The 22712-nt window shown below is 57.9% G+C and carries 27 protein-coding genes and 1 riboswitch; of the genes, 9 read left to right on the top strand and 18 right to left on the bottom strand.

Annotated elements, in window-relative coordinates:
- Positions 1-218: 218 nt before the first annotated feature.
- Both ACVWYY_RS11035 and argC read right to left on the bottom strand, forming a co-directional pair.
- Positions 219-1649: a hypothetical protein gene (locus ACVWYY_RS11035; RefSeq protein ID WP_457440542.1), complete on the bottom strand. Its 1431-nt coding sequence runs from the start codon at positions 1647-1649 to the stop codon at positions 219-221.
- A 38-nt stretch (positions 1650-1687) separates the two neighbouring features.
- The gene (gene argC, locus ACVWYY_RS11030; protein WP_414355341.1) at positions 1688-2794 is read right to left on the bottom strand and encodes an N-acetyl-gamma-glutamyl-phosphate reductase; all 1107 of its coding nucleotides are present in this window, start codon (positions 2792-2794) and stop codon (positions 1688-1690) included.
- 232 nt (positions 2795-3026) lie between these two features.
- Here argC and ACVWYY_RS11025 point away from each other — a divergent pair, with 232 nt between their 5' ends.
- On the top strand, positions 3027-3311 hold the full coding sequence (locus tag ACVWYY_RS11025) for a hypothetical protein (RefSeq protein ID WP_011431955.1): 285 nt from the start codon (positions 3027-3029) through the stop codon (positions 3309-3311).
- 136 nt (positions 3312-3447) lie between these two features.
- Here ACVWYY_RS11025 and ACVWYY_RS11020 read toward each other — a convergent pair whose 3' ends face one another.
- A complete protein-coding gene (locus ACVWYY_RS11020) occupies positions 3448-4176 on the bottom strand; it encodes a 2-phosphosulfolactate phosphatase family protein (protein ID WP_414417451.1) in 729 nt (242 codons plus the stop codon).
- 16 nt (positions 4177-4192) lie between these two features.
- A complete protein-coding gene (locus ACVWYY_RS11015) occupies positions 4193-4966 on the bottom strand; it encodes an ABC transporter permease (protein ID WP_414330211.1) in 774 nt (257 codons plus the stop codon).
- A gap of 62 nt (positions 4967-5028) precedes the next feature.
- Here ACVWYY_RS11015 and purS point away from each other — a divergent pair, with 62 nt between their 5' ends.
- Positions 5029-5286 carry a phosphoribosylformylglycinamidine synthase subunit PurS gene (gene purS / locus ACVWYY_RS11010; RefSeq protein ID WP_011431952.1) on the top strand — a complete coding sequence of 86 codons (258 nt, stop codon included), beginning with the start codon at positions 5029-5031 and terminating at the stop codon, positions 5284-5286.
- A 115-nt stretch (positions 5287-5401) separates the two neighbouring features.
- Positions 5402-6079: a phosphoribosylformylglycinamidine synthase subunit PurQ gene (gene purQ / locus ACVWYY_RS11005; RefSeq protein ID WP_414408622.1), complete on the top strand. Its 678-nt coding sequence runs from the start codon at positions 5402-5404 to the stop codon at positions 6077-6079.
- 17 nt (positions 6080-6096) lie between these two features.
- On the opposite strand, the gene ACVWYY_RS11000 is transcribed toward purQ, so the two are convergent.
- From ACVWYY_RS11000 to psbB, 3 genes are all read right to left on the bottom strand, one after another.
- Positions 6097-6507: a response regulator gene (locus ACVWYY_RS11000; RefSeq protein ID WP_457403238.1), complete on the bottom strand. Its 411-nt coding sequence runs from the start codon at positions 6505-6507 to the stop codon at positions 6097-6099.
- Between the two features lie 400 nt (positions 6508-6907).
- Positions 6908-7006, bottom strand: coding sequence for a photosystem II reaction center protein T (locus tag ACVWYY_RS10995; RefSeq protein ID WP_011431949.1), 99 nt, complete (start codon positions 7004-7006; stop codon positions 6908-6910).
- Positions 7007-7112: 106 nt separating this feature from the next.
- A complete protein-coding gene (psbB, locus tag ACVWYY_RS10990) occupies positions 7113-8645 on the bottom strand; it encodes a photosystem II chlorophyll-binding protein CP47 (protein WP_414350489.1) in 1533 nt (510 codons plus the stop codon).
- A 363-nt stretch (positions 8646-9008) separates the two neighbouring features.
- Here psbB and ACVWYY_RS10985 point away from each other — a divergent pair, with 363 nt between their 5' ends.
- Together ACVWYY_RS10985 and psbM are read left to right on the top strand one after the other, a co-directional pair.
- Complete coding sequence (locus ACVWYY_RS10985) at positions 9009-9305, top strand: 2Fe-2S iron-sulfur cluster-binding protein (RefSeq protein WP_414350488.1); 297 nt, start codon at positions 9009-9011, stop codon at positions 9303-9305.
- Between the two features lie 86 nt (positions 9306-9391).
- Positions 9392-9499: a photosystem II reaction center protein PsbM gene (gene psbM, locus ACVWYY_RS10980; RefSeq protein WP_071818137.1), complete on the top strand. Its 108-nt coding sequence runs from the start codon at positions 9392-9394 to the stop codon at positions 9497-9499.
- A 138-nt stretch (positions 9500-9637) separates the two neighbouring features.
- Here psbM and ACVWYY_RS10975 read toward each other — a convergent pair whose 3' ends face one another.
- The 5 genes from ACVWYY_RS10975 to tnpA all read right to left on the bottom strand — a co-directional run bounded on the left by ACVWYY_RS10975 (position 9638) and on the right by tnpA (position 13560).
- Complete coding sequence (locus ACVWYY_RS10975; RefSeq protein ID WP_457440539.1) at positions 9638-10024, bottom strand: VOC family protein; 387 nt, start codon at positions 10022-10024, stop codon at positions 9638-9640.
- A gap of 206 nt (positions 10025-10230) precedes the next feature.
- Positions 10231-11598, bottom strand: coding sequence for a phosphomethylpyrimidine synthase ThiC (gene thiC / locus ACVWYY_RS10970; protein WP_414343591.1), 1368 nt, complete (start codon positions 11596-11598; stop codon positions 10231-10233).
- Positions 11599-11603: 5 nt separating this feature from the next.
- A riboswitch (TPP riboswitch) is annotated at positions 11604-11705 on the bottom strand.
- Between the two features lie 112 nt (positions 11706-11817).
- Positions 11818-12555: a DUF1995 family protein gene (locus ACVWYY_RS10965; RefSeq protein WP_457440537.1), complete on the bottom strand. Its 738-nt coding sequence runs from the start codon at positions 12553-12555 to the stop codon at positions 11818-11820.
- 45 nt (positions 12556-12600) lie between these two features.
- Positions 12601-13065 carry a GUN4 domain-containing protein gene (locus ACVWYY_RS10960; protein WP_457440535.1) on the bottom strand — a complete coding sequence of 155 codons (465 nt, stop codon included), beginning with the start codon at positions 13063-13065 and terminating at the stop codon, positions 12601-12603.
- Between the two features lie 33 nt (positions 13066-13098).
- On the bottom strand, positions 13099-13560 hold the full coding sequence (gene tnpA / locus ACVWYY_RS10955; protein ID WP_457440533.1) for an IS200/IS605 family transposase: 462 nt from the start codon (positions 13558-13560) through the stop codon (positions 13099-13101).
- A 57-nt stretch (positions 13561-13617) separates the two neighbouring features.
- On the opposite strand from tnpA, the gene ACVWYY_RS10950 reads away from it, so the two are divergent.
- Complete coding sequence (locus ACVWYY_RS10950) at positions 13618-14835, top strand: RNA-guided endonuclease InsQ/TnpB family protein (RefSeq protein ID WP_457440532.1); 1218 nt, start codon at positions 13618-13620, stop codon at positions 14833-14835.
- A 35-nt stretch (positions 14836-14870) separates the two neighbouring features.
- Here the strand turns inward: ACVWYY_RS10950 and ACVWYY_RS10945 are convergent, their stop codons facing one another.
- The 3 genes from ACVWYY_RS10945 to ACVWYY_RS10935 all read right to left on the bottom strand — a co-directional run bounded on the left by ACVWYY_RS10945 (position 14871) and on the right by ACVWYY_RS10935 (position 18262).
- Positions 14871-15398 carry a hypothetical protein gene (locus ACVWYY_RS10945; protein WP_457403245.1) on the bottom strand — a complete coding sequence of 176 codons (528 nt, stop codon included), beginning with the start codon at positions 15396-15398 and terminating at the stop codon, positions 14871-14873.
- Between the two features lie 345 nt (positions 15399-15743).
- The gene (locus ACVWYY_RS10940) at positions 15744-17696 is read right to left on the bottom strand and encodes a bifunctional metallophosphatase/5'-nucleotidase (RefSeq protein WP_457440546.1); all 1953 of its coding nucleotides are present in this window, start codon (positions 17694-17696) and stop codon (positions 15744-15746) included.
- Positions 17697-17908: 212 nt separating this feature from the next.
- Positions 17909-18262, bottom strand: a complete 354-nt coding sequence (locus ACVWYY_RS10935) for an MGMT family protein (protein WP_457403246.1) — start codon at positions 18260-18262, stop codon at positions 17909-17911.
- Positions 18263-18323: 61 nt separating this feature from the next.
- On the opposite strand from ACVWYY_RS10935, the gene ACVWYY_RS10930 reads away from it, so the two are divergent.
- The 3 genes from ACVWYY_RS10930 (at position 18324) to ndk (ending at position 20094) form a co-directional block, all read left to right on the top strand.
- Positions 18324-18836, top strand: a complete 513-nt coding sequence (locus ACVWYY_RS10930; RefSeq protein ID WP_414329998.1) for a hypothetical protein — start codon at positions 18324-18326, stop codon at positions 18834-18836.
- A gap of 49 nt (positions 18837-18885) precedes the next feature.
- Positions 18886-19557, top strand: coding sequence for a HupE/UreJ family protein (locus tag ACVWYY_RS10925; protein ID WP_457440530.1), 672 nt, complete (start codon positions 18886-18888; stop codon positions 19555-19557).
- Between the two features lie 87 nt (positions 19558-19644).
- The gene (gene ndk / locus ACVWYY_RS10920) at positions 19645-20094 is read left to right on the top strand and encodes a nucleoside-diphosphate kinase (protein WP_011431937.1); all 450 of its coding nucleotides are present in this window, start codon (positions 19645-19647) and stop codon (positions 20092-20094) included.
- A gap of 63 nt (positions 20095-20157) precedes the next feature.
- Here the strand turns inward: ndk and ACVWYY_RS10915 are convergent, their stop codons facing one another.
- The 3 genes from ACVWYY_RS10915 to ACVWYY_RS10905 all read right to left on the bottom strand — a co-directional run bounded on the left by ACVWYY_RS10915 (position 20158) and on the right by ACVWYY_RS10905 (position 22689).
- Entirely contained in the window at positions 20158-20718 is a 561-nt protein-coding gene (locus ACVWYY_RS10915; RefSeq protein WP_457403248.1) for a hypothetical protein, read from the bottom strand.
- Entirely contained in the window at positions 20703-21143 is a 441-nt protein-coding gene (locus ACVWYY_RS10910; RefSeq protein WP_457440544.1) for a macro domain-containing protein, read from the bottom strand. The genes ACVWYY_RS10915 and ACVWYY_RS10910 overlap by 16 nt, the downstream gene beginning before the upstream one ends.
- A gap of 172 nt (positions 21144-21315) precedes the next feature.
- The gene (locus ACVWYY_RS10905) at positions 21316-22689 is read right to left on the bottom strand and encodes an ABC transporter ATP-binding protein (protein ID WP_457440528.1); all 1374 of its coding nucleotides are present in this window, start codon (positions 22687-22689) and stop codon (positions 21316-21318) included.
- Positions 22690-22712: the final 23 nt, after the last annotated feature.

Here is a 22712-nt window from a genome sequence, read left to right as displayed (position 1 = left end):
TCCGTCCCGCTAACGCGAATGGAAACAAACAGAATGCTATCGCTGCATAGTTGAACAGTGATGTTCAGCAGTGTTCAGCGTAAATGTATCAGACCAGTCCGCCGGCCACCCTCTACAACCCGTGCAGATTTGTCTTTGGCGTAGAAAAGATTCCACCTAGCCTGCCAGCCTCACTTTGTGGATGCTGTAGGAAATTTTCTTTCCTATGCATCATCTACTCAATCTTCCAAGGGATCCAACTTGGGATCCAGACTCTTGGCCGTTAGACGCAGAGCCTCCGCCTGATCCATCACCCGTGGAGCTTGCACTGCCGTTTCAAGGCCCTGGCGATAGCTCTCCCACAGGGGCATTTCTGGGTAGGTCTGCTGCAACTCGCTGATCTGATCCAGAAGGGCCTCCAGCCAGCCGGCCGTGCTCCAGGTGAGCAAAAACTGGAAGGGGTTCCAGAGGTTGAGCTGCCGCCCCAATTCATTTAGGCTCTCGTTGCGAATGGGCGGATCGAAGATGTCCGCCACCGTCATTAACTGGCGCGCCAGCAGAGGTCTGAGGAGTTTCTCGGCAGCTTCCACCACAGCAGGGATGGCAGCCTGGATCTGGTTGGGTCTGGGAATGTTCCGCGCCTGGGGCAAGGCTTGCAGCACCAACTCCAGTCGCCGCTCTGCCTCTGCCGATTCCAAAGCCGATTCCAGGGTGGTGCCCACACTGAGAAACACTTCTCCCGTCAGTAGCCGCACTGCATCGATGACCAGGTGATACAAGGGGGGGATCACGAGCTTAATCCACTCACTCTGGAAAAACTCCCGCAGCCGCCGTGCCGCATAGTCCCCCACTTGGGTGGTCTGGATCCCCACTTGAGTGAGATTGAGATACCAGTCGGGAGGAGATCCCTTGGGATCCAGCCAACGGCGCAGCGTTTGCCATTCTTCTTCTGTGAGGGCAGTTCGTCCCCGTTTTAAGCCAGTTCGCCGCAGCTTGCCCTCGGCATTCAAGAGCTTGCGCAGCTCCGGTGTGCCCAGCAAGGACAAGGCACCTGCCGAACCCACACTGCCGATCTCGATGGCGATCAAGGCGGCCAACAAGGCGGCTGAGGCCTTTACTTGAATCTGGCCGCTTTTGTCCATCACCAAAGGCAGGCGGCTGTTGCCATAGGCACGGGCACTCATCGCCTCCAGAGCAGAGCGTTGGTCAGAGGTTAGCGTCTGAGCCCAAGAAGGGATCCCATCTGGATAGGCCGCTTCCTGCAAGCCGTGATACAGCAAGCTGGCCACCCAGGCGCGATCCGCAGCCTGCCGCAAAGAGCCAATGACCACTTCCCATTGGCAGGGGTTAAGCAGGGGCAAGAGCGCTTGCAGCTCTCGGTGGATGGGCTCTGGGGATCCCGCCGTTCTCGACTGTTCCAGAGCGCTTTGCAGCCGATCCCGCGCCTCTCGGCACAGCCCGCCCCACTCCAGTTGCAGGCGAGCCAGGGTCTGTTGCACCGTCTCTTCGGAGCGACGGGGTAGATCCTGCCAGCCCGCTTCCAGCTGCCGCCACAGCTCCTCCCAGTTCAGGCCCTCAGCAGCGCCATTGACGGCATCTGAGGCAACCTTTGAGCTGGGCGAGGCGTTTTGGGGCTCGGAATGGAAAGGGGGATTCAGGGGTTCAGACATGGACAGAATCCGCTTCAAGGGGATCACGGGCATTATAGCTAGGGGTAAAACGCCAGTCGAGGCAAACCCAACGTTTCCGGCCATCCCATCATCAAGTTGAGACACTGCACTGCCTGCCCGGCTTGCCCTTTCATCAGGTTGTCGATCACCGACAGGACGATAACGCGGTTGGTGCGGCTGTCCACCTCCACCCCGATCATGCAGGTGTTGGTGCCGGAGACCCATTTGGTTTGCGGGTAGACCCCCCGCGGCAGCACCTTCACCCAGGGAGATTGGCGATAGAAAGCGTTGTAAATGGTGAGCAAATCTTCCCCCACAAAGCCGGGATCCCGCAGGGTGGCATACAACGTGACGTGGATCCCCCGCACCATGGGCACCAGATGGGGCGTAAATTGCACGGTGATGGGGGTGTGGGTCAGGTCGGTGCAAGCTTGCTCGATCTCGGGCGTATGGCGGTGCTGGGCCACTCCATAGGCTGCCAGAGAGCTGTCCACTTCGGCAAACAGGGATCCCACCTTGGGGGTACGACCTGCCCCCGAAACGCCGGATTTGGCATCGAAAATGAGGCTGTCCAGCTCCACCAACCCCTGCCGCAGCAGAGGAGCAACCGCCAACAATGAGGCAGTGGGATAACAGCCGGGACAGCCCACCAGTTGGGCTTGGGCAATCGCCTCGCGATAAAGTTCCGGCAACCCATAGACCGCCTGCTCATTGGCCTGGCGATAGGCAGGGCTGGGCCAGTTGGGATCCGTCTGACCCATGCGGTACCAAGATTGGTAGGTGGCCAGGTTGCGAAAGCGGTAATCCGCCGACAGATCTAAGACTTTGCACCCTTTGGCCAGCAAGGGCGGGGCCAGCTCGGCAGCCAGCCCATTGGGGAGAGACAAAAACACCACATCGCTGTTGGCGGCAATGCGATCCACCTCTACCGGCTGAACGGTCAGATCCACCGCCTGGGCCAACTGGGGATAGAGATCCCCGTAGCGCTTGCCGGCACTGTCTTGCCCGGCCAGGTAGGTGATCTGCACGCCGGGATGCTCGCTCAGTAACCGCACCAACTGTACCCCTCCGTAGCCGGAAGCGCCGACGATGCCAATGCGGACAGGCTCTGTGGGGTGGGGTGGGCGGGGCGCCATGTTGGCCATGGGGGGGCTGCCTGTGCAAGAGGGTTGCGTGATGGCTTGCCTTAAGTTCTACCGCATTTTTCTGCTGCATTTGACGCTGCACGGGTGCGGATCCCATCTTGTTCATTCGCGTTGGCGTTGCCTAGCAATCCAAGAGGATTTGTTATGCTGGGTTAACTTGAGCCGCTCGGGCCTTGGCAGCGGCTTCCGTAATATCTGTCTATGTTCTGTGTAGCTTTCTAATCTGCGGTCTATGCACTATGAGCGATTGATCAACATGGTCTTGCGGGCCTACGGCCAAAGCAGCCGCCACGGTCTGGATCAAGAAACGCTGACCCTCTACTCAGAAGGCCCCTACACCCTCTACAAGCTCACTTCCCATTTCGATCGCCGCTCCATTTTTGTGTTGGCCCAGAATCAGCGGGATATGTTTGTTTCTGGCGATGCGTTTAACAACAAGCTGATCCCAGGGGAATGGCAGGCGTGGCTGCACCAGAAAGCGTTGGGCATCGCTCCCGACACGGCACAAGCAGGTTAGCCGAAGACCATATCTGGCGTGGAAGGATCCCCAAGCCTACGCCTGGCCTGTTGAGATCCAGCCCATGCTGACAATGGCCGCCTACTTCCAGCTCAGAGGGTGGTGGGATCCACAGGTCGCTCCACCTGTCCAGAATCTACCCGCCACTGGCCAAAACCCCAGGCTGAACCTGTCGGGGCACCACTGAGAGACGATCCAGATCGGCACAATAGGCCAGATCCTTATCGTTTTCCGGCCCCAGACCCAACAACCGTTGCCCGTGGCTAGAGCGTCTCAACAAACCCAGCAGATCGTCCTGCCAAGTTTGGTAGAGGGCCAAGGCCGCCAAGGTCTCGTCGTTGCCCAACTGGTTCAAAGAGCAGCCCAGGCGATGCAAGATGGCTCCGGCACAGGCAGTATCTTCCAGCGAAAAGGCCCCTTCCCACCCGGATCCCACCAGCCACACCTCGGCAAAGGAGCCCCGTCTGAGAAAATCCACCACGGCTCCCAAGTTCACCAGGGCTGCTGTAATCACCACTGGGATCCCTTCCAGGCGCTGTAGGCTGCGCGTGCCGTTGGTGGTGCTCAGGAAGATGCGCTTGTCCCGCACGCGGTCGGGAGTGTAGTCGAGGGGGGAGTTGCCCAGATCAAACCCCGCCACCGCTTTGCCCCCCCGTTCCCCGGCCAAAAGCCGCTGGGAAGCCGGCCAGTTTTGGCTTGCCTCTTGGAGCTGCTGCAGGTGGGCAAACACCTGTACCGCTTCTGCTCCTGCTGCCAGCGCTGTGGCAATGGTGGTGGTGGCCCGCAGCACATCAATGGCCACCGCACACTCCGGGATCCCAGATGAAGGCACCTGTTCGGGCGTATAGAAGTGGAAAAAACGCATGGGGGAAGAGGTAACGTCAGAACTCACGCCGGGCGAACACCAACACTGCCAGAATCAGCAGCAAAAGGGTGTAAACCAAGCCGTACAGTGCATCTCCGAGAAGTTCTGCTGGGGGCGGAACTTGGCCGTAAACCGCAGCATCTCTCAAATTGAGGCGCTCCAAATCCGGCAGGATCAAATAAATCACCTCAAACAATTTGCCAAATCCGGCATCTTTCACCAGCTTGCTCAGTTGCAGCAGGGCGCGGCTGGCATGGCCCATCAGGAACAGGGCAATGGTGTAGAGGGTGGCCAGAATCGAGGAAGTGAAAACCCCGAACAGCAGGGCTGCGGCAACAATCAGCACCAGCTCTAAGAAAGTGAAGACTGTTGCCCAGAGAATGGCCAAAAGGGGGATCGGGGCCTGCACCAGCAGCAAGCTCAGCAGAAACACAACCGTCATCAGCAGCACCAGCACCGACAGCAGCGCCGATAGGCCCAGATGCTTGCCGACAATGAACTCTGCCCGGCTCATGGGTTTGGCGATCAGCACATACACCGTGCGTTTTTCAATCTCCTTATTCACCAGCCCTGTGCCCACGAAAATGGCCACGATCAGGCCGAAGAAGTGAATGGCTGCCAACCCCAGGTCGGCAATGATTTTGTTGTGGGCCTGGTTGGCCACCTGCGGGATCAAAACAGTGGCTCCCAGCATGGCCACCGCAAATACCATCACCAGGTAGAGAATCCGATCCCGAATCGTTTCCCGGAAAACGTTGTGGGCAATGGCCACCACGCGCGACGCATCCATGACTGAACCCAAAGCTGTGATGATCCGACTGATACACTGGTAACAGATCCAGCCTTTATTCTATGCAGTTCCAGGCCCAGATTCAGATTCACCTACGCCCCTCTGTTCTCGATCCCGCCGGGGCTGCGGTTCAGTCCAGCTTGCATCAGCTGGGGCATACCCAGGTACAGCAGGTGCGCATTGGCAAGCATATCCAACTGCAGCTAGAGGCCCCCGACGCCGAGACCGCCCACCGCCAGGTGGATGAGCTGTGCCATCAACTGCTGGCCAACCCGGTGATTGAGACTTATCAAATCCAAGTGGCTGCTATCGGTGGTTAATTTGATGGGTTCACGCGATTTGGGGTTGATCTGATGGCCATTCCAAAAATACCCCCAACCCCTCTTCCATCCCTCTAATCTGACCATCTTCTTTCCTCTCACTTAAGGGATCCCAATGGCTGGCGTGAGGTTTGGCGTTGTTGTTTTTCCGGGTTCCAACTGCGACCGAGATGTAGCCTGGGTAACCCGCGGCCTCTTGGGCTGCCCAACGCGGCTGATCTGGCACCGAGAGACGGATTTGTCGGAGCTGGATGTGGTGGTGCTGCCGGGGGGCTTCAGCTATGGGGATTATTTGCGTTGTGGGGCCATCGCTCGTTTTGCTCCGGTGATGGGATCCCTGAAGGAGCACGTAGCGCGAGGGGGCTATGTGCTGGGCATCTGCAATGGCTTTCAGATCTTAACAGAGGCGGGCCTGCTGCCGGGGGCGCTGGTGCGCAATGCCAACCTGCACTTTATCTGCGACCGAGTGGGGATCCGTATAGAACGGCAGGATCTTCCCTGGACAAGCGCGTATCCCCAGGGATCCACCTTAACCCTGCCCATCGCCCATGGGGAAGGCCGCTATACCTGCGACCCGGATACCCTCAAGCAATTGCAGGATCAAGGGCAGATCGTCCTTCGCTATGCTCCGGTTGCGCCCAACGGCTCTGTGGATAATATTGCCGGCATTTGCGATCCCAGCGGTCGGATCTTGGGTTTGATGCCCCACCCCGAGCGGGCAGCAGATCCTGATTTGCCAGGGCAAGATGGGATCCCCTTTTGGCAGTCGATTTTGCGCAGCTTCGCCGCCTAATTCTTCTCCAGGAGAACTCACCCCTGCCCCGGCCCTCGACACAACACCTGGCGAACTTGATTCACCATCTCCTCGTGATCCACCACCGGCTTGGCAATGTAGCCATCTGCCCCGCTCTGGGCCAAAAATGCCTCGCGGTCGCCGCGCATCGCATGGGCCGTCACCAAAATGATGGGGATGGAGCTGCTTTTCGGATCCGCCTTCAACAGTTGGGCAATGCGGATCCCGTCCACCGCCTCGCCGCGAAAGGTGCTCTGGGACAGGGAAACATCCAACAAAATGACATCCACCTCGTGCCCCTGGGCCAGCTTCAAAATCTGCTCCACATCCTGGCTGTGAAAGACCTCAAACCCACCCCGCCGTCGCAACACCTTCTCAAAAACACGGGCGTTGATCGGATCATCTTCCACCAGCAGCACTGTTGCCATCGTTAACCCAATCTTGAATCTGAACCCAAGCTAAGCTGTCTCTGGGATCCCAAAAGCCATCCTAAGGCATCCTTAGCGAGTTCAATTTGAGCAGTAGGACAAGCGTTCTCCTACAGAGTACTGAAGAGTACCGAAAAGGGTCTCAGTAGCTCTGAGAACTCCCCCCTCCTCTCCCAAAAGGAAGGATCCTCAGGTTGCCGCTACTTGACTATTTATTTTGGAATCTTATTTTGGAATCACTCCATTCCGAGTTGCCGCTACCCAACCGCAAATTAGGAAAGCCGGAGAGAGCTCCGGCCCCATCCAGAACTAAGCCTAAACCACAAATCTCAAAAGAGACTGACCTTCCCTCTGCCTTGCTTGAGCCCGGCACAGCAGGAACGGCAGCCACTACCCTGGGTTACTTCTTGGTAATTCTCGGAGTTTCCCGAAAGGCGACCGCGAAAAACAGAAGGCCCAACGTCAAAAACAGGATAAAGGTGTAGGTGATGGCTTCCATACAAAACCTCCATTTCTAAGGGGGCTTGATTCCAGATTAACTCGGAGCCGCCAGCACCCCATCTCCAAAGTGAAGCAGAGTGCCGACGGCATCGCCGAAAAGGGCTCTAGGCTTCCTGAACCTTGCGAGTGGTGGGATCCCCCACTTTCTGGAAGACGCCAAACTCCACCATTTCCTCGCTCATATTGGGGTCAATACCGGCGAACACATCCCGGAAGAGGGTACGGGCGCCGTGCCAAATGTGGCCGAAGAAGAACAGCAGGGCAAAGACCGCATGAGCAAAGGTAAACCAACCGCGGGGGCTGGTGTGGAAGGTGCCGTCCGCCTTGGGGGTTTCTCGGTCGAACTCAAACAACTGACCCAACTGGGCCTGGCGGGCATATTTCTTAACCGTTGCCGGGTCGGTAAACACCTGGCCGTCCAGCTTGCCGCCGTAAAACTCCACAGTCACCCCCACCTGCTCAAAGCTGTAGCGAGACTCTGCCCGACGGAAGGGAATGTCTGCCCGCACCACCCCATCGGCATCCCGCAGGATAACCGGGAAGGTCTCGAAGAAGTTGGGCATCCGCTGCACCGTCAGCTCCCGCCCTTCGCGGTCACGGAACACCGGGTAGCCCAGCCACTCGATGGCAATGCCATCCCCTTTGTTCATGGGGCCAGCTCGGAACAGACCCCCCTTGGCCGGGCTGTTGCCCACGTAGTCGTAGAAGAGCAGAGACTTGGGCAGGGAGTTGTAGGCCTGACTGCGGGTCATCCCGGCTTCCATGGCCGCATTTACCCGGCGGTTAATCTCCTGGTTGAAATAGCCAGAATCCCATTGGTAGCGGGTGGGGCCAAACAGCTCCACAGGGGTAGTGGCGCTGCCGTACCACATGGTTCCGGCCACCACAAAACCGGCAAAAAACACCGCCGCGATCGAGCTGGAAAGCACCGTCTCGATGTTCCCCATCCGCAGAGCGCGATAGAGGCGCTGGGGTGGGCGTACCGTGATGTGAAATAGACCTGCAATGATGCCCACGATGCCGGCAGCAATGTGGTGGGCCACCACCCCTCCGGCGTTGTAGGGGTTAAAACCGGCTGGCCCCCATTCCGGTGCTACCGGCTGGACGTGTCCCGTCGTCGCATAGGGATCGCTCACCCACATTCCCGGGCCAAACACCCCCGTCAGGTGAAAAGCTCCAAAGCCAAAGCAGAGGATCCCGGCCAGCAGCAGGTGGATCCCAAATATTTTCGGCAGATCCAAAGCCGGCTCGCCGGTGCGGGGATCCCGGAACAGCTCCAGATCCCAGTACACCCAGTGCCAGCAGGCAGCCAAGAAGAGCAAGCCGGACAAAACGATATGGGCAGTGGCTACCCCTTCAAACGTCCAGAAGCCCGCATTGGCAACGCTCTCGCCGTAGATATTCCAACCGCCCCAGGAGTTGACCACCCCCAGGCGAACCATAAATGGCATGACAAACATGCCCTGACGCCACATCGGATTCAGGACAGGATCCGACGGATCGAAAATGGCCGTTTCATAGAGCGCCATCGACCCGGCCCAACCTGCTACCAGAGCGGTATGCATCAGGTGAACCGCGATCAGGCGACCTGGGTCATTCAGTACAACCGTATGGACCCGATACCACGGTAGTCCCATAAAGCTCGGTCCTCCACGTTCTCCAACACTTACGCGATATCCAGTCAAACAATTAAGCCGACATCTTACCTGGGATCCTGACCTGAGCAGTTTCTTCAGAGTCGAGGGGTGCCGCACCCGCTTGAACCCCTGAGCGCACCCAACTAGGATATCGCTCTCAGAATTTCCATCACGGGCATCAAACAGTATAACGAAACGCTACCGACCTGAGTGGCTTCAGGCAGGATGCCGTCTCACTTTAGGCATCATCATCCCAGATCTCTCGCCGGAGATTAAAAATATGACTTAAAATGTTACAATACTTAGCAACTGTGAGCGCTCTCCTGGCTCAGGCTGAAAGGTGTCGTGGTTTCTGGCAGGGGTATGGCAACGATTCGCTTCGTCAACGAGAACCGAGAGATCTTCGTCGCTGAAGGCGCTAACTTGCGCTTGAAGGCTCTGGAAAACCAGATCGATCTCTACAAAATGATGGCCAAGCTGCTCAACTGCGGCGGCAACGGCCAATGTGGCACCTGTGTGGTGGAGATTGTCGAGGGATCCGAGCATCTCTCCCCTCGCACCGAGGCAGAAAACCGCAAGCTCAAGCGCAAGCCCGATAGCTACCGCCTTGCCTGCCAGACCAAAGTGCTGGGGGATGTTTCCGTCAAAACAAAGCCCTAGCCTTGGCCCGCCCGTTTTCCCTTTGGGCAAGTCGCACCTCAGAGTGGTATGCTGACTGCCAGTTGGGCTTGTGGCATTTGTGAGTTATGGAGACGAACTACCTGGGCATCTTGGCCACCCTCTTAGTTGTTCTGGTGCCCGCCATCTTCCTGGTGATTTTGTACGTGCAAACCTCCAGCAGATCTGGCGACTGAGTGGGCAGCTCCTGCCGATTCAAATTGGGCAAGGGGTATTCCTAAAGCCGGTCAAAAAGGGGATCCCCTGTGTACAAGAGGATCCCTTTGCGTTGGACAAACTGAGAGTACTTGGGGGAGCGCCCTCAAGGTGCTAAGTCAAGCTGTGGCTTGGGCTGCCTTGGCTTGGTCGAAGGTTCCCGCAGGTTCATACAAAAACTCAAACAGGTTGCCGTCGGGATCCTTGCCGTAGAAAGAGGCCGTGCCATCCCTGTGGGTGTGAATGGCCCCTACCGGGATCCCTTGGGATTTCAGGCGTTGGTGTTCTTGCTGGAGCTCCTCCAGGTTGTCGAAGACAAAGCCAAAGTGGGGCCCTGCTGCGCGATAGCCCGGCCCCAGCAGTGCCAGCCCATCCTCTCCCGCCTTCATGTAGGCCCAGTCGGGATCCTGCCAGACGTTGACCATGCCCAGCTTTTGGTAGAACTCCACCGCCTTGGGGATGTCTTCTACCCGGATGGCGACATGCCCGAGTTGTCTAAGTGCCATGTCATCCTCTGTGCTCAAGTGAGCCAACTGCAACGGTTCTCCTCCAGATCAGCTTGACACACTCCCCACCCCGAAGGGTAGGGATCCCTGCGGTAGGACAGAACTTTAGACCCAACTTTTTGACAGCTTGAGGCTGGGATCCCAACCCAGTCCATAGGCAGGACAGAAGATGGTTTCAACCCATTGGATTGGGGATGAACCAAGACTTATCCTGTTGGCTGCGCGGCCAAGAACCGCTCCAGCTCGCTCAAAGCCTCTGCATCCATTTTGGTTTGCATGGGGCAAAACTTTGGCCCACACATGGAGCAGAACTCTGCCGTTTTGTAGATATCTGCCGGCAAGGTCTCGTCGTGATATTCTCGAGCTCGCTCCGGATCCAAAGACAGTTCAAATTGTCGGTTCCAGTCGAAGTTATAGCGAGCTCTGGACATCTCATCATCGCGATCCCTGGCCCCAGGCCGGTGACGGGCAATATCGGCAGCATGGGCGGCAATTTTATAGGCAATTAAGCCGTTGCGCACGTCCTCTGCATTGGGCAAACCCAGGTGCTCTTTGGGGGTGACATAGCAAAGCATGGCTGCCCCGTACCAACCGGCTAAGGCTGCTCCAATGGCGGAGCTGATGTGGTCATAGCCTGCCGCAATATCGGTTACCAGAGGTCCCAAAACATAGAAGGGAGCCTCATCGCACTCCTCCATTTGCTTGCGCACGTTGAATTCAATTTGATCCATCGGCACGTGGCCGGGCCCTTCCACCATGACCTGCACATCGTGCTCCCAAGCCATGCGGGTCAACTGGCCCAGGGTTTTCAACTCCGCCAGTTGCGCCTCATCAGAGGCATCGTGCAAACATCCCGGTCGCAAAGAATCTCCCAGACTAAAAGAAACATCGTATTTCTTGAAAATCTCGATAATGTCGCGGAAGTGGGTATAAAGCGGGTTTTGTTTGTGGTGGGCCAACATCCAACGGGCCAGGATCCCACCCCCACGAGAAACAATTCCCGTCAGGCGGTGGCGTACCAACGGAAGATATTCGATCAGGATCCCGGCATGGATGGTCATGTAGTCCACCCCTTGCTGGGCCTGCTTTTCGATAATATGCAAGATATCTTCTGCCGAGAGTTTTTCGACATTGCCATGCACGCTTTCTAGGGCCTGGTAGATGGGCACCGTGCCAATGGGCACTGGAGAAGCTTGGATAATGGCTGTGCGAATTTCATCCAAATCGCCCCCGCCGGTGGACAGATCCATAACGGTATCGGCGCCGTATTTGATGGCCAATTTCAGCTTTTCCAGCTCTTCGGCCAAGCCCGAAGAAGTAGGGGAAGCGCCAATGTTGGCATTGACTTTGCACCGGGAAGCGATCCCAATGCACATCGGCTCGAGGTTGGTGTGATTGATGTTGGCAGGGATGATCATGCGACCCCGGGCCACTTCCGAGCGGATCAGTTCCGGCGGCAGGTTTTCCCGCTGGGCCACATACTCCATCTCTTCGGTAATCACGCCCTGACGGGCAAAGTGCATCTGCGTTACATTTGCTTGCCCACGACGACGGGCAACCCATTCGCTGCGCATGTTGTCAACTCCAGTGCTCGCTTTCCTACGCTGGTATGAACCAGATCAGGTTCTGAGGATGTAATCTCAGCCTGGGGGGGGATCCCCAGACACTCCTAGCGTGGTGTGATCATATCACCGAAATAGAGATGAGGCGGGGAGCTTTATAGTCTTTATTAAAAGAGTTTGAGATAGTACTAACCCTCACCCCTGGCCTCTCTCCCCATGAGATCCTGACCCTCACAGGGATCCCAGCCAGCGCCGCCAGCTCCACCAGGGATCCTTTCCCTTGCTGGCCCTGAACAGTTCGGCCACTTCCTCGCCGGTGGGCTGGGCAATAAAAGTCTTCAAGACGCTGTAGAGGCCGGGCTCTTCCTGCTGCCACACGCTCCAGGGATCCGGATAGGCCCGAAACAGGGCCCCCTCCACCAATGAGCGCAGGTAGTAGCTGGTCTCGAAGGTGCTCAGAAACCGCTGGCGCAGTCGGCGACCGGCCAGACCCACCCCCACGGTGGCGGCATCCTGCAATTGGGGGTTGAGGAGAAGGACGGGTTTGGGATCCCGTCCTTTGGAAGCCAGCCCAGAGGGATCCCCACCGCTGACCGCTTGGCAAACCCGCTCCACCTGATCCAAGCTGTAAACCGCTGGCATCACCAGCAGGAGGCTCTGTTCTGGGGTAGGTTGAGTCCGGGAAGTCAGGCTCTGCAATTCGATCCCTTCGGGTAGGGATCCCCATTCCCGCTGGGCCAGGGCTGCTCCGCCGGCATCGCTGAATAGCACCAAAGCCGGTGGCTGCACAAGTTCCAAAAAAGGGCGAGCCAAAACCTCCGGCTTCAGGTCGGGGGCGAGGATCTCGATCAGCAGGCGGCGATACCCCGCTTGCATGGCCAAGCGAGTTGCCCGAATGGCTTGTTCGCAGGCTTGGGCCAGATCGACGGGCAGGTCGGGAAATTGAGTCAGTTGCAGTTGCTCCGCCACAGCTCAGATCCAAATCAGATCCAACAAGGTTCAAGAAACGGTTGCCTAGCCTGACGAGTCTTCCCAAGCCTTGTGGGTGAGCAATTCCTCCAGCACCCGCACGCCCCGCAGTTGATTGGAGAGGGGTAGGTGGCCTTTGGGGGCAGACAGATCCCAGGTAAACTCGTCGGGGTAGCGAGTCCAGTGGTAGCCCTGTTTCCAGCCGATGAGGGGCCAAAGGCGCTCCCAGTTGCGATTCACCCCCAGCCACAGTTGCCGCTGCACCGAGTAGCCAAAGCGATCCCCGGAGGCCGCCCGCCACAGGCGATCGATCGTGCGCAGATCCTCGACCGGGATCCGGCTCACCTCGGAAAAATACAGCCAGCCCCGCCGCGCCGCCCCCTCTCCTGCCGCCCGACATAGCAGTTGTAGGCTCAGCCGATCCGCCTCCAGCCAGTCTCCCGCCGATAACAGCTCCTGCAGAGGACGATAGTCGATATTCAGGGCTGAAGTCAGAGGGACGGTCACCATTGCCAAGTTGCAAAAGGTCTCCCTTGATTTTAGCTAGTCCGCCGAGAAGCCCCGCCCTCTGTCCGCAGGACGAGGGTCGGGATGAGAGGCGGGAGTTCCTTGGTTTTCAATGTACTGGCACAAAACCGAGACCGTCACCCCACCACATGAAGCGATGAAATAAGATTCATTCCACAGTACATTTTTCCGATATATCTTGCTGATGTAGTCCGCAAACTCGCTTCTCATCCTACGGCTAGAGACGGATTTAATGTTGTTTACCAACTTGGACAGATCTATCTGCGGATAGTACTGGAACAGCAGATGAATATGGTCTGCCTCGCCGTTAAACTCAATAAGTTTGCAGCCCCACTTTTGGCAGAGGTCATACATAACTTCATGCAATCGCTGCAACATTTCTCTGGTAAATACCTTGCGACGGTACTTGGTGGTTAAGACCAAGTGTGCCTTCAAATCAGATACAGCTCTGCCGCTGGAAACAAAATCATGCTTCATGGCTGCTAATCCTTACTGGTGCTATAATCAGTGTAGCGGTTTCTAGGCACGCTTAAGATGAGGACTGCTTATCAGTACCGTCTGCGGCCTACGCCCAGCCAAGCTGCCCTGATGGATCAGTGGCTGGAGCTGTTGCGCAAGCAGTACAACTATCGGCTGGCAGAGCGGTTTAACTGGTGGGAGCAAAACCGCTGTGATATCAACGCTTGCCCTTTAATCTGTCATTTGCCTGAGCTGAGAGACAGGCCGGATGTCTACTCCCAAAAACGAGACTTGGTGAACACCAAGGCAAGGTTCCCCGAATACCAAGCAGTCCACTCGCAAGTCCTCCAAGATTGCGTAGAGCGAGTGCACAAAGCATTCGACCGCTGGCTGAAAGGCGACCGCAACGGCAAGAGGATAGGGAGGCCGAGATTCAAGGGGGTGGGCCGGTATCGTTCCTTCACCTTCCCCCAGATGAAGCAGGACTGCCTTCAGGGGAAGTTCATTCATCTGCCCAAGATTGGCACAGTTAAGCTGATTCAGCACCGTCCTTTGCCTGACGGTTTTGTCATCAAGACTGCTACCATCACCCGCAAAGCGGACGGGTGGTATGTGACATTAAGCCTGCAAGATACGTCTGTCCCCGAGTTCACTCCTGACCTGCCAACACTGGAGAACACCATGGGGATCGACATGGGGCTGGACTCCTTTTTGACGACCGATACGGGGGAGTCCGTCCCAGTGCCCCAGTATTACCGCCGCGCCCAAAAGCGGCTGGAGAGGCTGCAGCGGTCTTTATCCCGCAAGCAGAAAGGGTCAAACCGCCGTAAGAAAGCCCTGAAGCGGGTGGCCAAGGCTCATCTCAGGGTGGCCAACCAGCGTAAAGACTTCCACTACAAAACAGCCAAGAAGCTGGTAAGCAAGGGAAAGCATATTGCGTATGAGGCGCTCAACATCAAAGGTATTGCCAGAACCAAACTAGCGAAATCTACTTATGATGCCGGGTGGGGGCAATTCCTGCGGATTCTCGCAGTCAAGGCTGAAAGAGCTGGGCTGAGGGTGATCGCAGTAGATCCAAGCGGCACAAGCCAAAACTGCTCTCGGTGCGGCCAAAAGGTACCGAAGACCATCCGAGACAGATGGCACTCTTGCCCGCATTGTGGACTGGAACTGCACCGAGACCACAACGCGGCGATCAACATCAAATACAGGGCGGTGGGGCATCCCGTCCTTAAAGCTCAGGAAATGTCCTTCACAGGAGTCACTGAGAAGCCCGCCTGTGCGTCAGCATGAGTGCGGGAGTATGTCACTCCCTGCTGTCCGTCCCCTCAGGTTTCAGGCGGGTACTTGGGCGGATCCCCGAAGATGATGCGATAGCCGATGTACGCCACCCCCAACAGCCCTGCCAGGATCCACAAGAAAGCCGAAAAGGGTAGGCGGGAAAAGAAGACAAGATAAACCCGGCGACTGAGCCAAGAAAAAATAAGATAGACTGCCGCCAAAATGCCGATCCCTTGCAAGGTGCGAAAAGCCGGCACCCGCGAGAGAGGCATGCGCTGGCGTGCCACCCAGATGGAGCTAAGAAAAGTCCAGGGAGGCACCAGCAGCAAGAACATATCCGCCTGCTTCACCACCGCCTGCCAGCCGGCGGTGTTGGTGGCATAGGCCAAGTAGCCCGCCCAGAGGACAAGAGTTACCGCTCCCAAGCCGATACTTAAGCTGAGCAAAAAAGGCTCCTCCCATTGGCCTGGGATCCAGTCGCAGAGAACCCAAACCACCCAAGGGGTGGCAAAGAGCAAAAGCGCAATGGCTAAGCCATTGGCGTTGAGCTGGGTAAAAAACTTCTCCAGAGTCATGAACAACAAAAGGAGCGGACGTCACCCTTGATGGTAATGATTCCTCCTTGAGGAAGCAACTCAATCCGTATACAAATCCACCTATTGTGGGCAATGCCCGCAAGGTTTACAGCCCGCCTGGGCACCCCGGTAAACGTTGCCAAGTAACACCAGCAGGGATAGGAGTAGGAAAAAGAAAAGGGATCCTTGACACTGGCCAGGGATCCCTTCCTAAAAAGCTCAAGACATTTCTCCGGCACGCTGCTGAGGCAACTCATCCAAGCCAATCTCCCCTTTGGCAAGAAGGAAGCCCGGCACCGGATTACCACTCCTCTGGACCAATCTGCCCCAGTCTGTTAACCCAATCTACAGACCTTGCAGCACCGTATCTGGGCGGGCCGACAGGTTCTGGATGCGGGTATCCTGGGCAGCCGGGGTGTCGGCTTGAGTAAACACGCCGATCTGCCGCAAATACCGAGCCAAGGCATCTTGCTCGCTGCCGGGGGTGTCGAAGGTAATGCCAGAGCTGGGGGCCAAGTTGACCCGGTTGGGGTTAGACAGGCGAGGGAAGGGATAGTCATCCCCACCATTGGCCAAGAAGTCCAGGGTCACCAGGCGGAAGGTGCGTCTGGGATCCCCTTGCACTTGGCCGTTGCGCACCACCACATCCCGACCTGTGGGCGTATCCACCCGCAAGGAGAGGACGCGGGATCCCGGTGGCCGCGAGGGATCAAAGCTAAAGGCAAAGCCGCCAATTTGGGGGAAGCGGCCCGGCGTAGCTCCCGGCTGGGTTTGCGCCACCCCGTGTTCCACTATCTGCTTCAGTTCCTCAGCGGTGACGGTCAACAGAGAGAGGCCGTTGTTAAAAGCAAGGGCCGTTTCGATGTCCAGCTGAGAGATTTGACCGGACTGCTTGCCGGCTTCAGGGTTAGCCACCGGTGGGATGCGCCGCACCGGCTCACCGCCGCCGCCGCCGGTGGTAGCCCCAATGGGAGCGCGAATGCCACCGCCATTTTTCAGGGAGATAACCGTAGAAGGATCGACCGTTCTGGCGTAGGCCAAGTTGGCATCGGCAGTGAGGTTGCCCAGGTTGGTTTCCTCGGTGCGCACCTCTGCCCGCAGGCCGTTGAGAAATTGGGTGGTGGAGCCGAAGGTGCGGCCATCTTTGGTGCGGATGATGTTGCCAATTTCGTTGGCTATCCGCACTACGTCAGGATTGGGGGTGCCCCTGACAGCTGCTACCCCTTGGTCGTCGGTGGCATAGGCACCGCTCACCGGGTCAATGCGGGCAATAACCCCGTTGGCGTCAAAGCTGACCACCAGGCGGCCCACGTAGCGATAGTTGGAGCCGGTGTTGACCACCGCCACCGGTTGACCACTGGCGGAGGAGCGCAAGATGGGGTAGTCACCCCTGCGGGTATCGGGCAAATCAGTGCGCAGGCGATCGGTGGGCTTGGCGATCACCCGGTGGGATCCGCCGGCAATGATGATGTCCACATTTCGCAATTGGCTGGCCAGGGCTACCTCGTTTTGCAACTGTTGCAGATGGGCTAGGAGGATAATTTTGTTGATGCCCTGAGCGGTGAGTTGATCGACAAAGCCCTGGATCAGGGCAGCACTTACCTGGTCGGTGTCGTCCACCCTGCCTTCTACCCTCACCTCTGGGCCGGGGCTGGAAATGGCAGCCAAGCGAGTGGTGGTGGCTCCCACCAAGCCAATTCGCTGCCCTCCTACGGTAATCACTGCTGTCTTGGCAATTCTGCCTCGAATGGAGCTGGCCTCTTGGCCATCGGCGGCAAAGTCAGCGCTGGCCAATTCGCCGGTACCGCTGAAGCTGAGGTTGGCGCTCAAGTAGGGAAAACGAGCCCCAGCGTAGCCGCGGCCAGTGTCGGGCCGGATGAGGTCGCGAATTTGGCGCGTGCCCTGGTCGAACTCGTGGTTGCCGAAGGCAGCCGCCTCAAAGCCAATGGCGTTGATGATCTCGATATCGGCTTTGCCAGGGGTGAGGTTGTAACGGCCTTGCAGAGACCGATCCGTGCTGGCGTTGTAGAAGGGGCTGGGGATATAGTTGTCCCCACTGGAGAGCACCACCGTATTTGGGAATTGGGGGCGCAGAGCGTTCACCACCGCCGAGAAGCGCGGCGCATCTTGTACGGCAGCTATCGAGGCTTCCAAGTCGCTGGCGTGTAGGATTTGTAGGGTAAAAGCGGGCGGCTGAGTCGAGAGAGCCACATTGGGATCCGAGGCGATAAACCCAGCCCCTCCGCCGGTTGGGGGAACCGAGCTGCTGCTACCGCAGGCGCTGGCCAGGCTCAGCACCAAACACCACAACCCGACCCACAGGGACCTGGCCAGAGGGTTCAGCCAATCCGGGAGCCATCTCTTGGCAGGGGCAGACCCTCGAGCACGGCAAGCTGGTTTCATGACAATTCCTTCACTCCATCCGCAAGAGAGGACGCATCCGCGTTCACGTTACCAGGGGTGGGATGGGGGTTTCGTTATGGCCTGTCTAAGGTTAGGTCAAGTTTAGGTTAAGCTTCCCATGGATCCCAGCCAAATTGTTGCAAGTCCACCTGGCCCTCGGCGTCGAAGTGGATCCCTTCGGCTTGGAGTAGGACTTTTTGCAAGTCGTCGTAGCCAAGGCGAAAGGGGGAGTAGGAAATGCAGCCCTGGGCGTTGATCACCCGTTGCCAAGGGATGTCGGTGTTTTGGCCTTGCAGGCGAAACAAAGCATAGCCCACCTGGCGAGCATAGCCGGGGTAACCGGCAACCCGCGCCACCTGCCCATAGGTGGCCACTCGGCCCGGCGGGATCCGCCGCACCACTTCGTAAAAGCGCTGGTAGAGGCTAGTAGATGGAGCGCTAGTGGAGCCAGACTGGGTCACAGGGATCCTCGCTCAAACTTGGCAGACAATAAGATGTGGAACGGATTGGATCCCCGCATCCATGAGCTATTTAATCGCGGTACTGCCGGATCGCATAGCCGCTGAGGCGGCCTACAGCGCCCTGGAACAAGCCGGCTTTTCCCTGGAGCGATTGCACCTACTGGGGCGGGGCTACAAAACCGCCGACGAGTTTGGGCTGATCGATCCGGCCCGAGCCGCCCGCCGTCAGATGCAGCGTTTGGCCATTTGGTTGGTGCCCTTTGGCTTTTTGGCCGGGGTGGGGTTCAGCGTTTTGAGTGGTTTGGATACCTTTGCCTGGGCGGGACCTATAGGCAACCACCTGATCGGCGGCCTATTGGGCGCGATGGGCGGGGCCATGGGCAGCTTTTTCGTCGGCGGCGGAGTGGGCTTGTCTGGTGGCTCCGGCGATGCTTTGGCTTACCGCAACCGCCTCGCTGCCGGCAAGTACGTGCTCATTGTGGAAGAAGAGAACGAAACCCGCCTCCGCGAAGCCACGCGGATTTTGCGCCAGTTTGAGCCGGAAAATCTGCAAGGGTACAGAGAGCGCCCCTAGACTGGGAGATCTGGGCAGCTATTGAGAGAACTCAGGGAGGTCCAAAAGCATGTCTTGGCTGTGGCAGCAAGTCCCATCGCCGCTTGGGCGGTGGCGGAAGGAAGGGATCCCCAGCTTTGCCGCTGTTGGGGGCGCCCTGGCAGTTACGGGGTTTTTTTCGCCGGCTTTTGCCCACCACGCCCTAGGAGGGAAACTGCCTGCAACGGCCTGGGAGGGATTTCTCTCCGGGCTGGCTCACCCTGTCATTGGCTTGGATCACCTGGCCTTCGTCGTGGCCATCGGTCTTGTGGCGGCGGGGCAGCCCTGGCGCTACGGGATCCCGCTGGGCTTTGTGCTAGCGGGTCTGGTGGGCACTGGGATCCACCTGGCCGGCTGGGATCCCCTGGGACTGACGGAGCTGGCCATTGCCTCTTCCGTGGTTCTCTTCGGCTTGCTGCTGGTGCAACCGCGGCAGATCCCAAGTTGGCTCTTGCTAATAGGGGGATCCCTGGCGGGGCTATTCCATGGCTATGCCTACGCCGAAACCATTATCGGCGCCCAACCCATGCCTTGGGTGGGATATCTACTGGGGTTGAGCACCGTCCAGTATGGGGTAGCTCTCCTGGCCCTTTGGGCAGCAGAACGCTGGGGGTTGCGGATCCCTGGCTTAACTCGCTGGGCCGGCTGGGCGATTACAGTGGTGGGGGCTGCCTTCCTGACCTTGGCAGTGGTGGGCGCGTAAAAAGCGCTAATTTTGCTCCCTTGCGCTCGGGATCCCCGATCCGGTACAAGGATAGCGGTGAAGATCTGTAAAACGAGGGGAGATCCCATGGAGCGCACCTTTATTGCCATCAAGCCAGACGGCGTGCAGCGGGGGCTGGTGGGCACCATCATCCAGCGCCTGGAGAGCCGGGGCTACCAATTGGTGGGCCTGAAGCTGGTGCAAGTGAGCCAAGAGCTGGCGGAAGCCCATTACGCCGAACACAAGGAGCGCCCCTTCTTCCACAGTTTGGTGAAGTTCATTACCTCGGGGCCGGTGGTGGCTATGGTCTGGCAGGGCAAAGGGGTGATTGCTGCCGCCCGTAAGCTCATCGGCAAGACCAACCCCCTGGAGGCAGAACCGGGCACCATTCGCGGCGATTTTGGCATCGACATTGGCCGCAACCTCATTCACGGCTCCGATGGAGTTGAAACCGCGCAGCGGGAGATCGCCCTTTGGTTCGATGAGTCGGAATTGGTGAGCTGGACACCGGTTGCCCAAAGCTGGATTTATGAGTAGGTACTTGCTGCAGGCAAGGGGTAGTCGTGTTCGCAGGTTCCAGACCGGAAGTAGTGCAGAGCGCTAGGGCCGTGTTTCGAACTGGCTTCGGCTGGCCGCAAGCGGCTCTGTTGGAAGTGCCTTGAACCACCCCTTCTCTGCCAAAACTCGAGCGGCAAGCAGGATCTGTTTGCTACTGAATTGTTGTTTTCTATCTCCCCAGGCGTAGAAGCTTTCCACCAACTCTGCCGTCGTAGAAGGGTGCCCACGAGTCACGATCCAGTGGACAGTAGCCAGCAATTCTAGACCATAGGGCGACTCAAAGCCCTCCACGAGGTCGCTGACACGCTCAAAGCGTTCTCTCGTCTCTGGCTGATCGGCGAGATAGCTGTGGGCCTCCTCGATGGCGCCAGGCACCAGCTCCAGCTTCTTGTCTGGTCGGTCACTCCCCGATCCGTACCCAGAGATGTAGTAACCCTCGATTTCCTTAAGAACATGCCGCAAGTTCTCGGCGTAGGGTCCATGAACGCCCTTTGTAAACCTTAAGCGAAGGGGCTCCCCAGCTTCCTGCAGGAAGTACATCAGCTTGTGCAGCTCAAGCAAAGAGACAAACGGAACAAGTAGACCGTTTACATAGCGCTCCATAAGGCCCACCAGCACCGCTCTTCCCGGGTCAAGGAAGGGATCTGGCCGCGGCGCATGCTCTTCGGTAAAGGCTGAGGCCCGGTGGGCTCAAAGACAAGGATGTGGACGTCGGGAAGTTCTGCTAGCGCCTGCTCGATGCGGGAGCGCACATCGGGCCAATGAAGACCCCCGAGGCCGCAGCCTAGGGGTGGCAAAGCGACTGAGCGCAGACCAAGATGCCTGATCTCCTCGGCAAGGGACTTCAGCCCAGCTTCTATATCCTCGATCCGCGACTTCCCCCGCCAGTGGCGTTTTGTGGGGAAATTGATGATGTAGCGCGGATTGGTCAGGTTTCCGGTCTCGAAAACGAACATTTTGCCCGGTTGGACTTCCCCCCGCCGGCAGGCTGCGGCATAGGCCTTGAAGTTCCCAGGCCATGATTTCAAGTGCTGTCGCAGAACCAGTAACAAGAATCCCCTGCCTAAAAGCGGGGGGGTATGTCAAAATCCCTTGCAAGTTGTCTACATGGGTAATGTGGTAGATTTTGGGACTTTCTGGAATTGGCGCCATACCTCCGCTCTACGATGCAGCTTTGAAAAAGGCAGAGCCAGATGCGCTTCAGTCGGAACGAGAGTTGAGACCGACAGGCTTTTGAGCAGTGGAGCTCTCGCTTGGCTCGGGCAGATAGAGACGTTCTTCCGAGGCGTCGTACTCAAACAGCTCTGCATAGCGTCCCCAGTCAATGGCGGTGGCAAACTGCCGCTCGGCTTCAGCGTGGGGGAAGTGTTCGTCCCAAAGATCCAAGAAGAAGTCCGCTCGCATGGAGCGGCTGCCTTTTTCTTCCAGAGTCTGCAAGATGCTGCGGAACACGGGAACCCGTGCCAATAGCTGTTGTCGGAAGAGATCCTTGCTGCGCAGGATGGTGGTGTTGGCAAAGTCCTGGCCAATTTCGGTCAGTTGCACCACCCCGCTGGCCACCTCGGCAAAGCCCAACAGCACCGCCGCATCCAAAATCGGCAGCAGATCGTCCACGGCCAGTTGCAGCCGCTCGGCCAAATCGGCAATCTCCGCCCGCCCTTGCGGCCACTCCACGATCAACTCCAGCAGACCGCTGATCCCGCCCACCCGCGCATGGGGCAGAGGCAGGGCATAGGGGGAAGTGGTCTTATCACCAGCCAGCGCAGGCAGAGCCACCTCTCCGGTAACAGCAATTTCGGGGTTGGTCATGATCTCGTAGATGTAGTCCACCAAGGACTTAAAGCGGGGATCCGTGCGCTCGTGAGGCCGCGGCAGGTCAATTCTCACCTCCCCCCGGATCCGCCCCGGGTTGGATCCCAGAATCACCACCCGATCCGCTAAAAACACCGCCTCTTCGATGTTGTGGGTAACGATGAGGATGCTTTGGGAAGAGAAGGCTTGCGCATTCCACAGCTCATCAATTTCCCCCCGCAGGTTTTCCGCCGTCAGCACGTCCAAAGCGCTAAAAGGCTCATCCATAAACAGCACCTTGGGCTCTAGGACAAAGGCGCGGGCAAAGCCCACCCGCTGCTTCATCCCCCCCGAAAGCTCCTTGGGGTAAGCGTTCTCAAACCCATCCAAGCCCACCAAGTCAATGGCCTTCAGGGCCTTTTGCCGGCGGATCTCGCGGGGGATCCCTCGGGCTTGCAGCCCCAGCTCCACATTTTCTTGCACGGTCAGCCAGGGTAGGAGAGCAAAGCTCTGAAACACCATCGCCACATCGGGGTTAGGCCCACGTAGAGGCTGGCCGTTACTCAGCACCCGCCCTTGACTGGGGGGGATCAGGCCCGCCATGATGCGCAAAAGGGTGCTTTTGCCACTGCCGCTACGGCCCAGCAGAGCCAAGACCTCCCCTGCCCGCACTTGCAAATCAATTTGGCTTAAAACGGTAAACTCCCCCTTGCCCTCTGGCAAAGGAAAGCGCTTGTAGACTTTCTCAGCCTCAATTAAAACGGGGGAAGCTGCAGAGCTCATAGAGAGATTACCTCAGAAACTGA

The organism is Thermostichus sp. MS-CIW-34, assembly GCF_054060435.1.
This window is presented reverse-complemented; position numbering and strand designations above follow the sequence as displayed.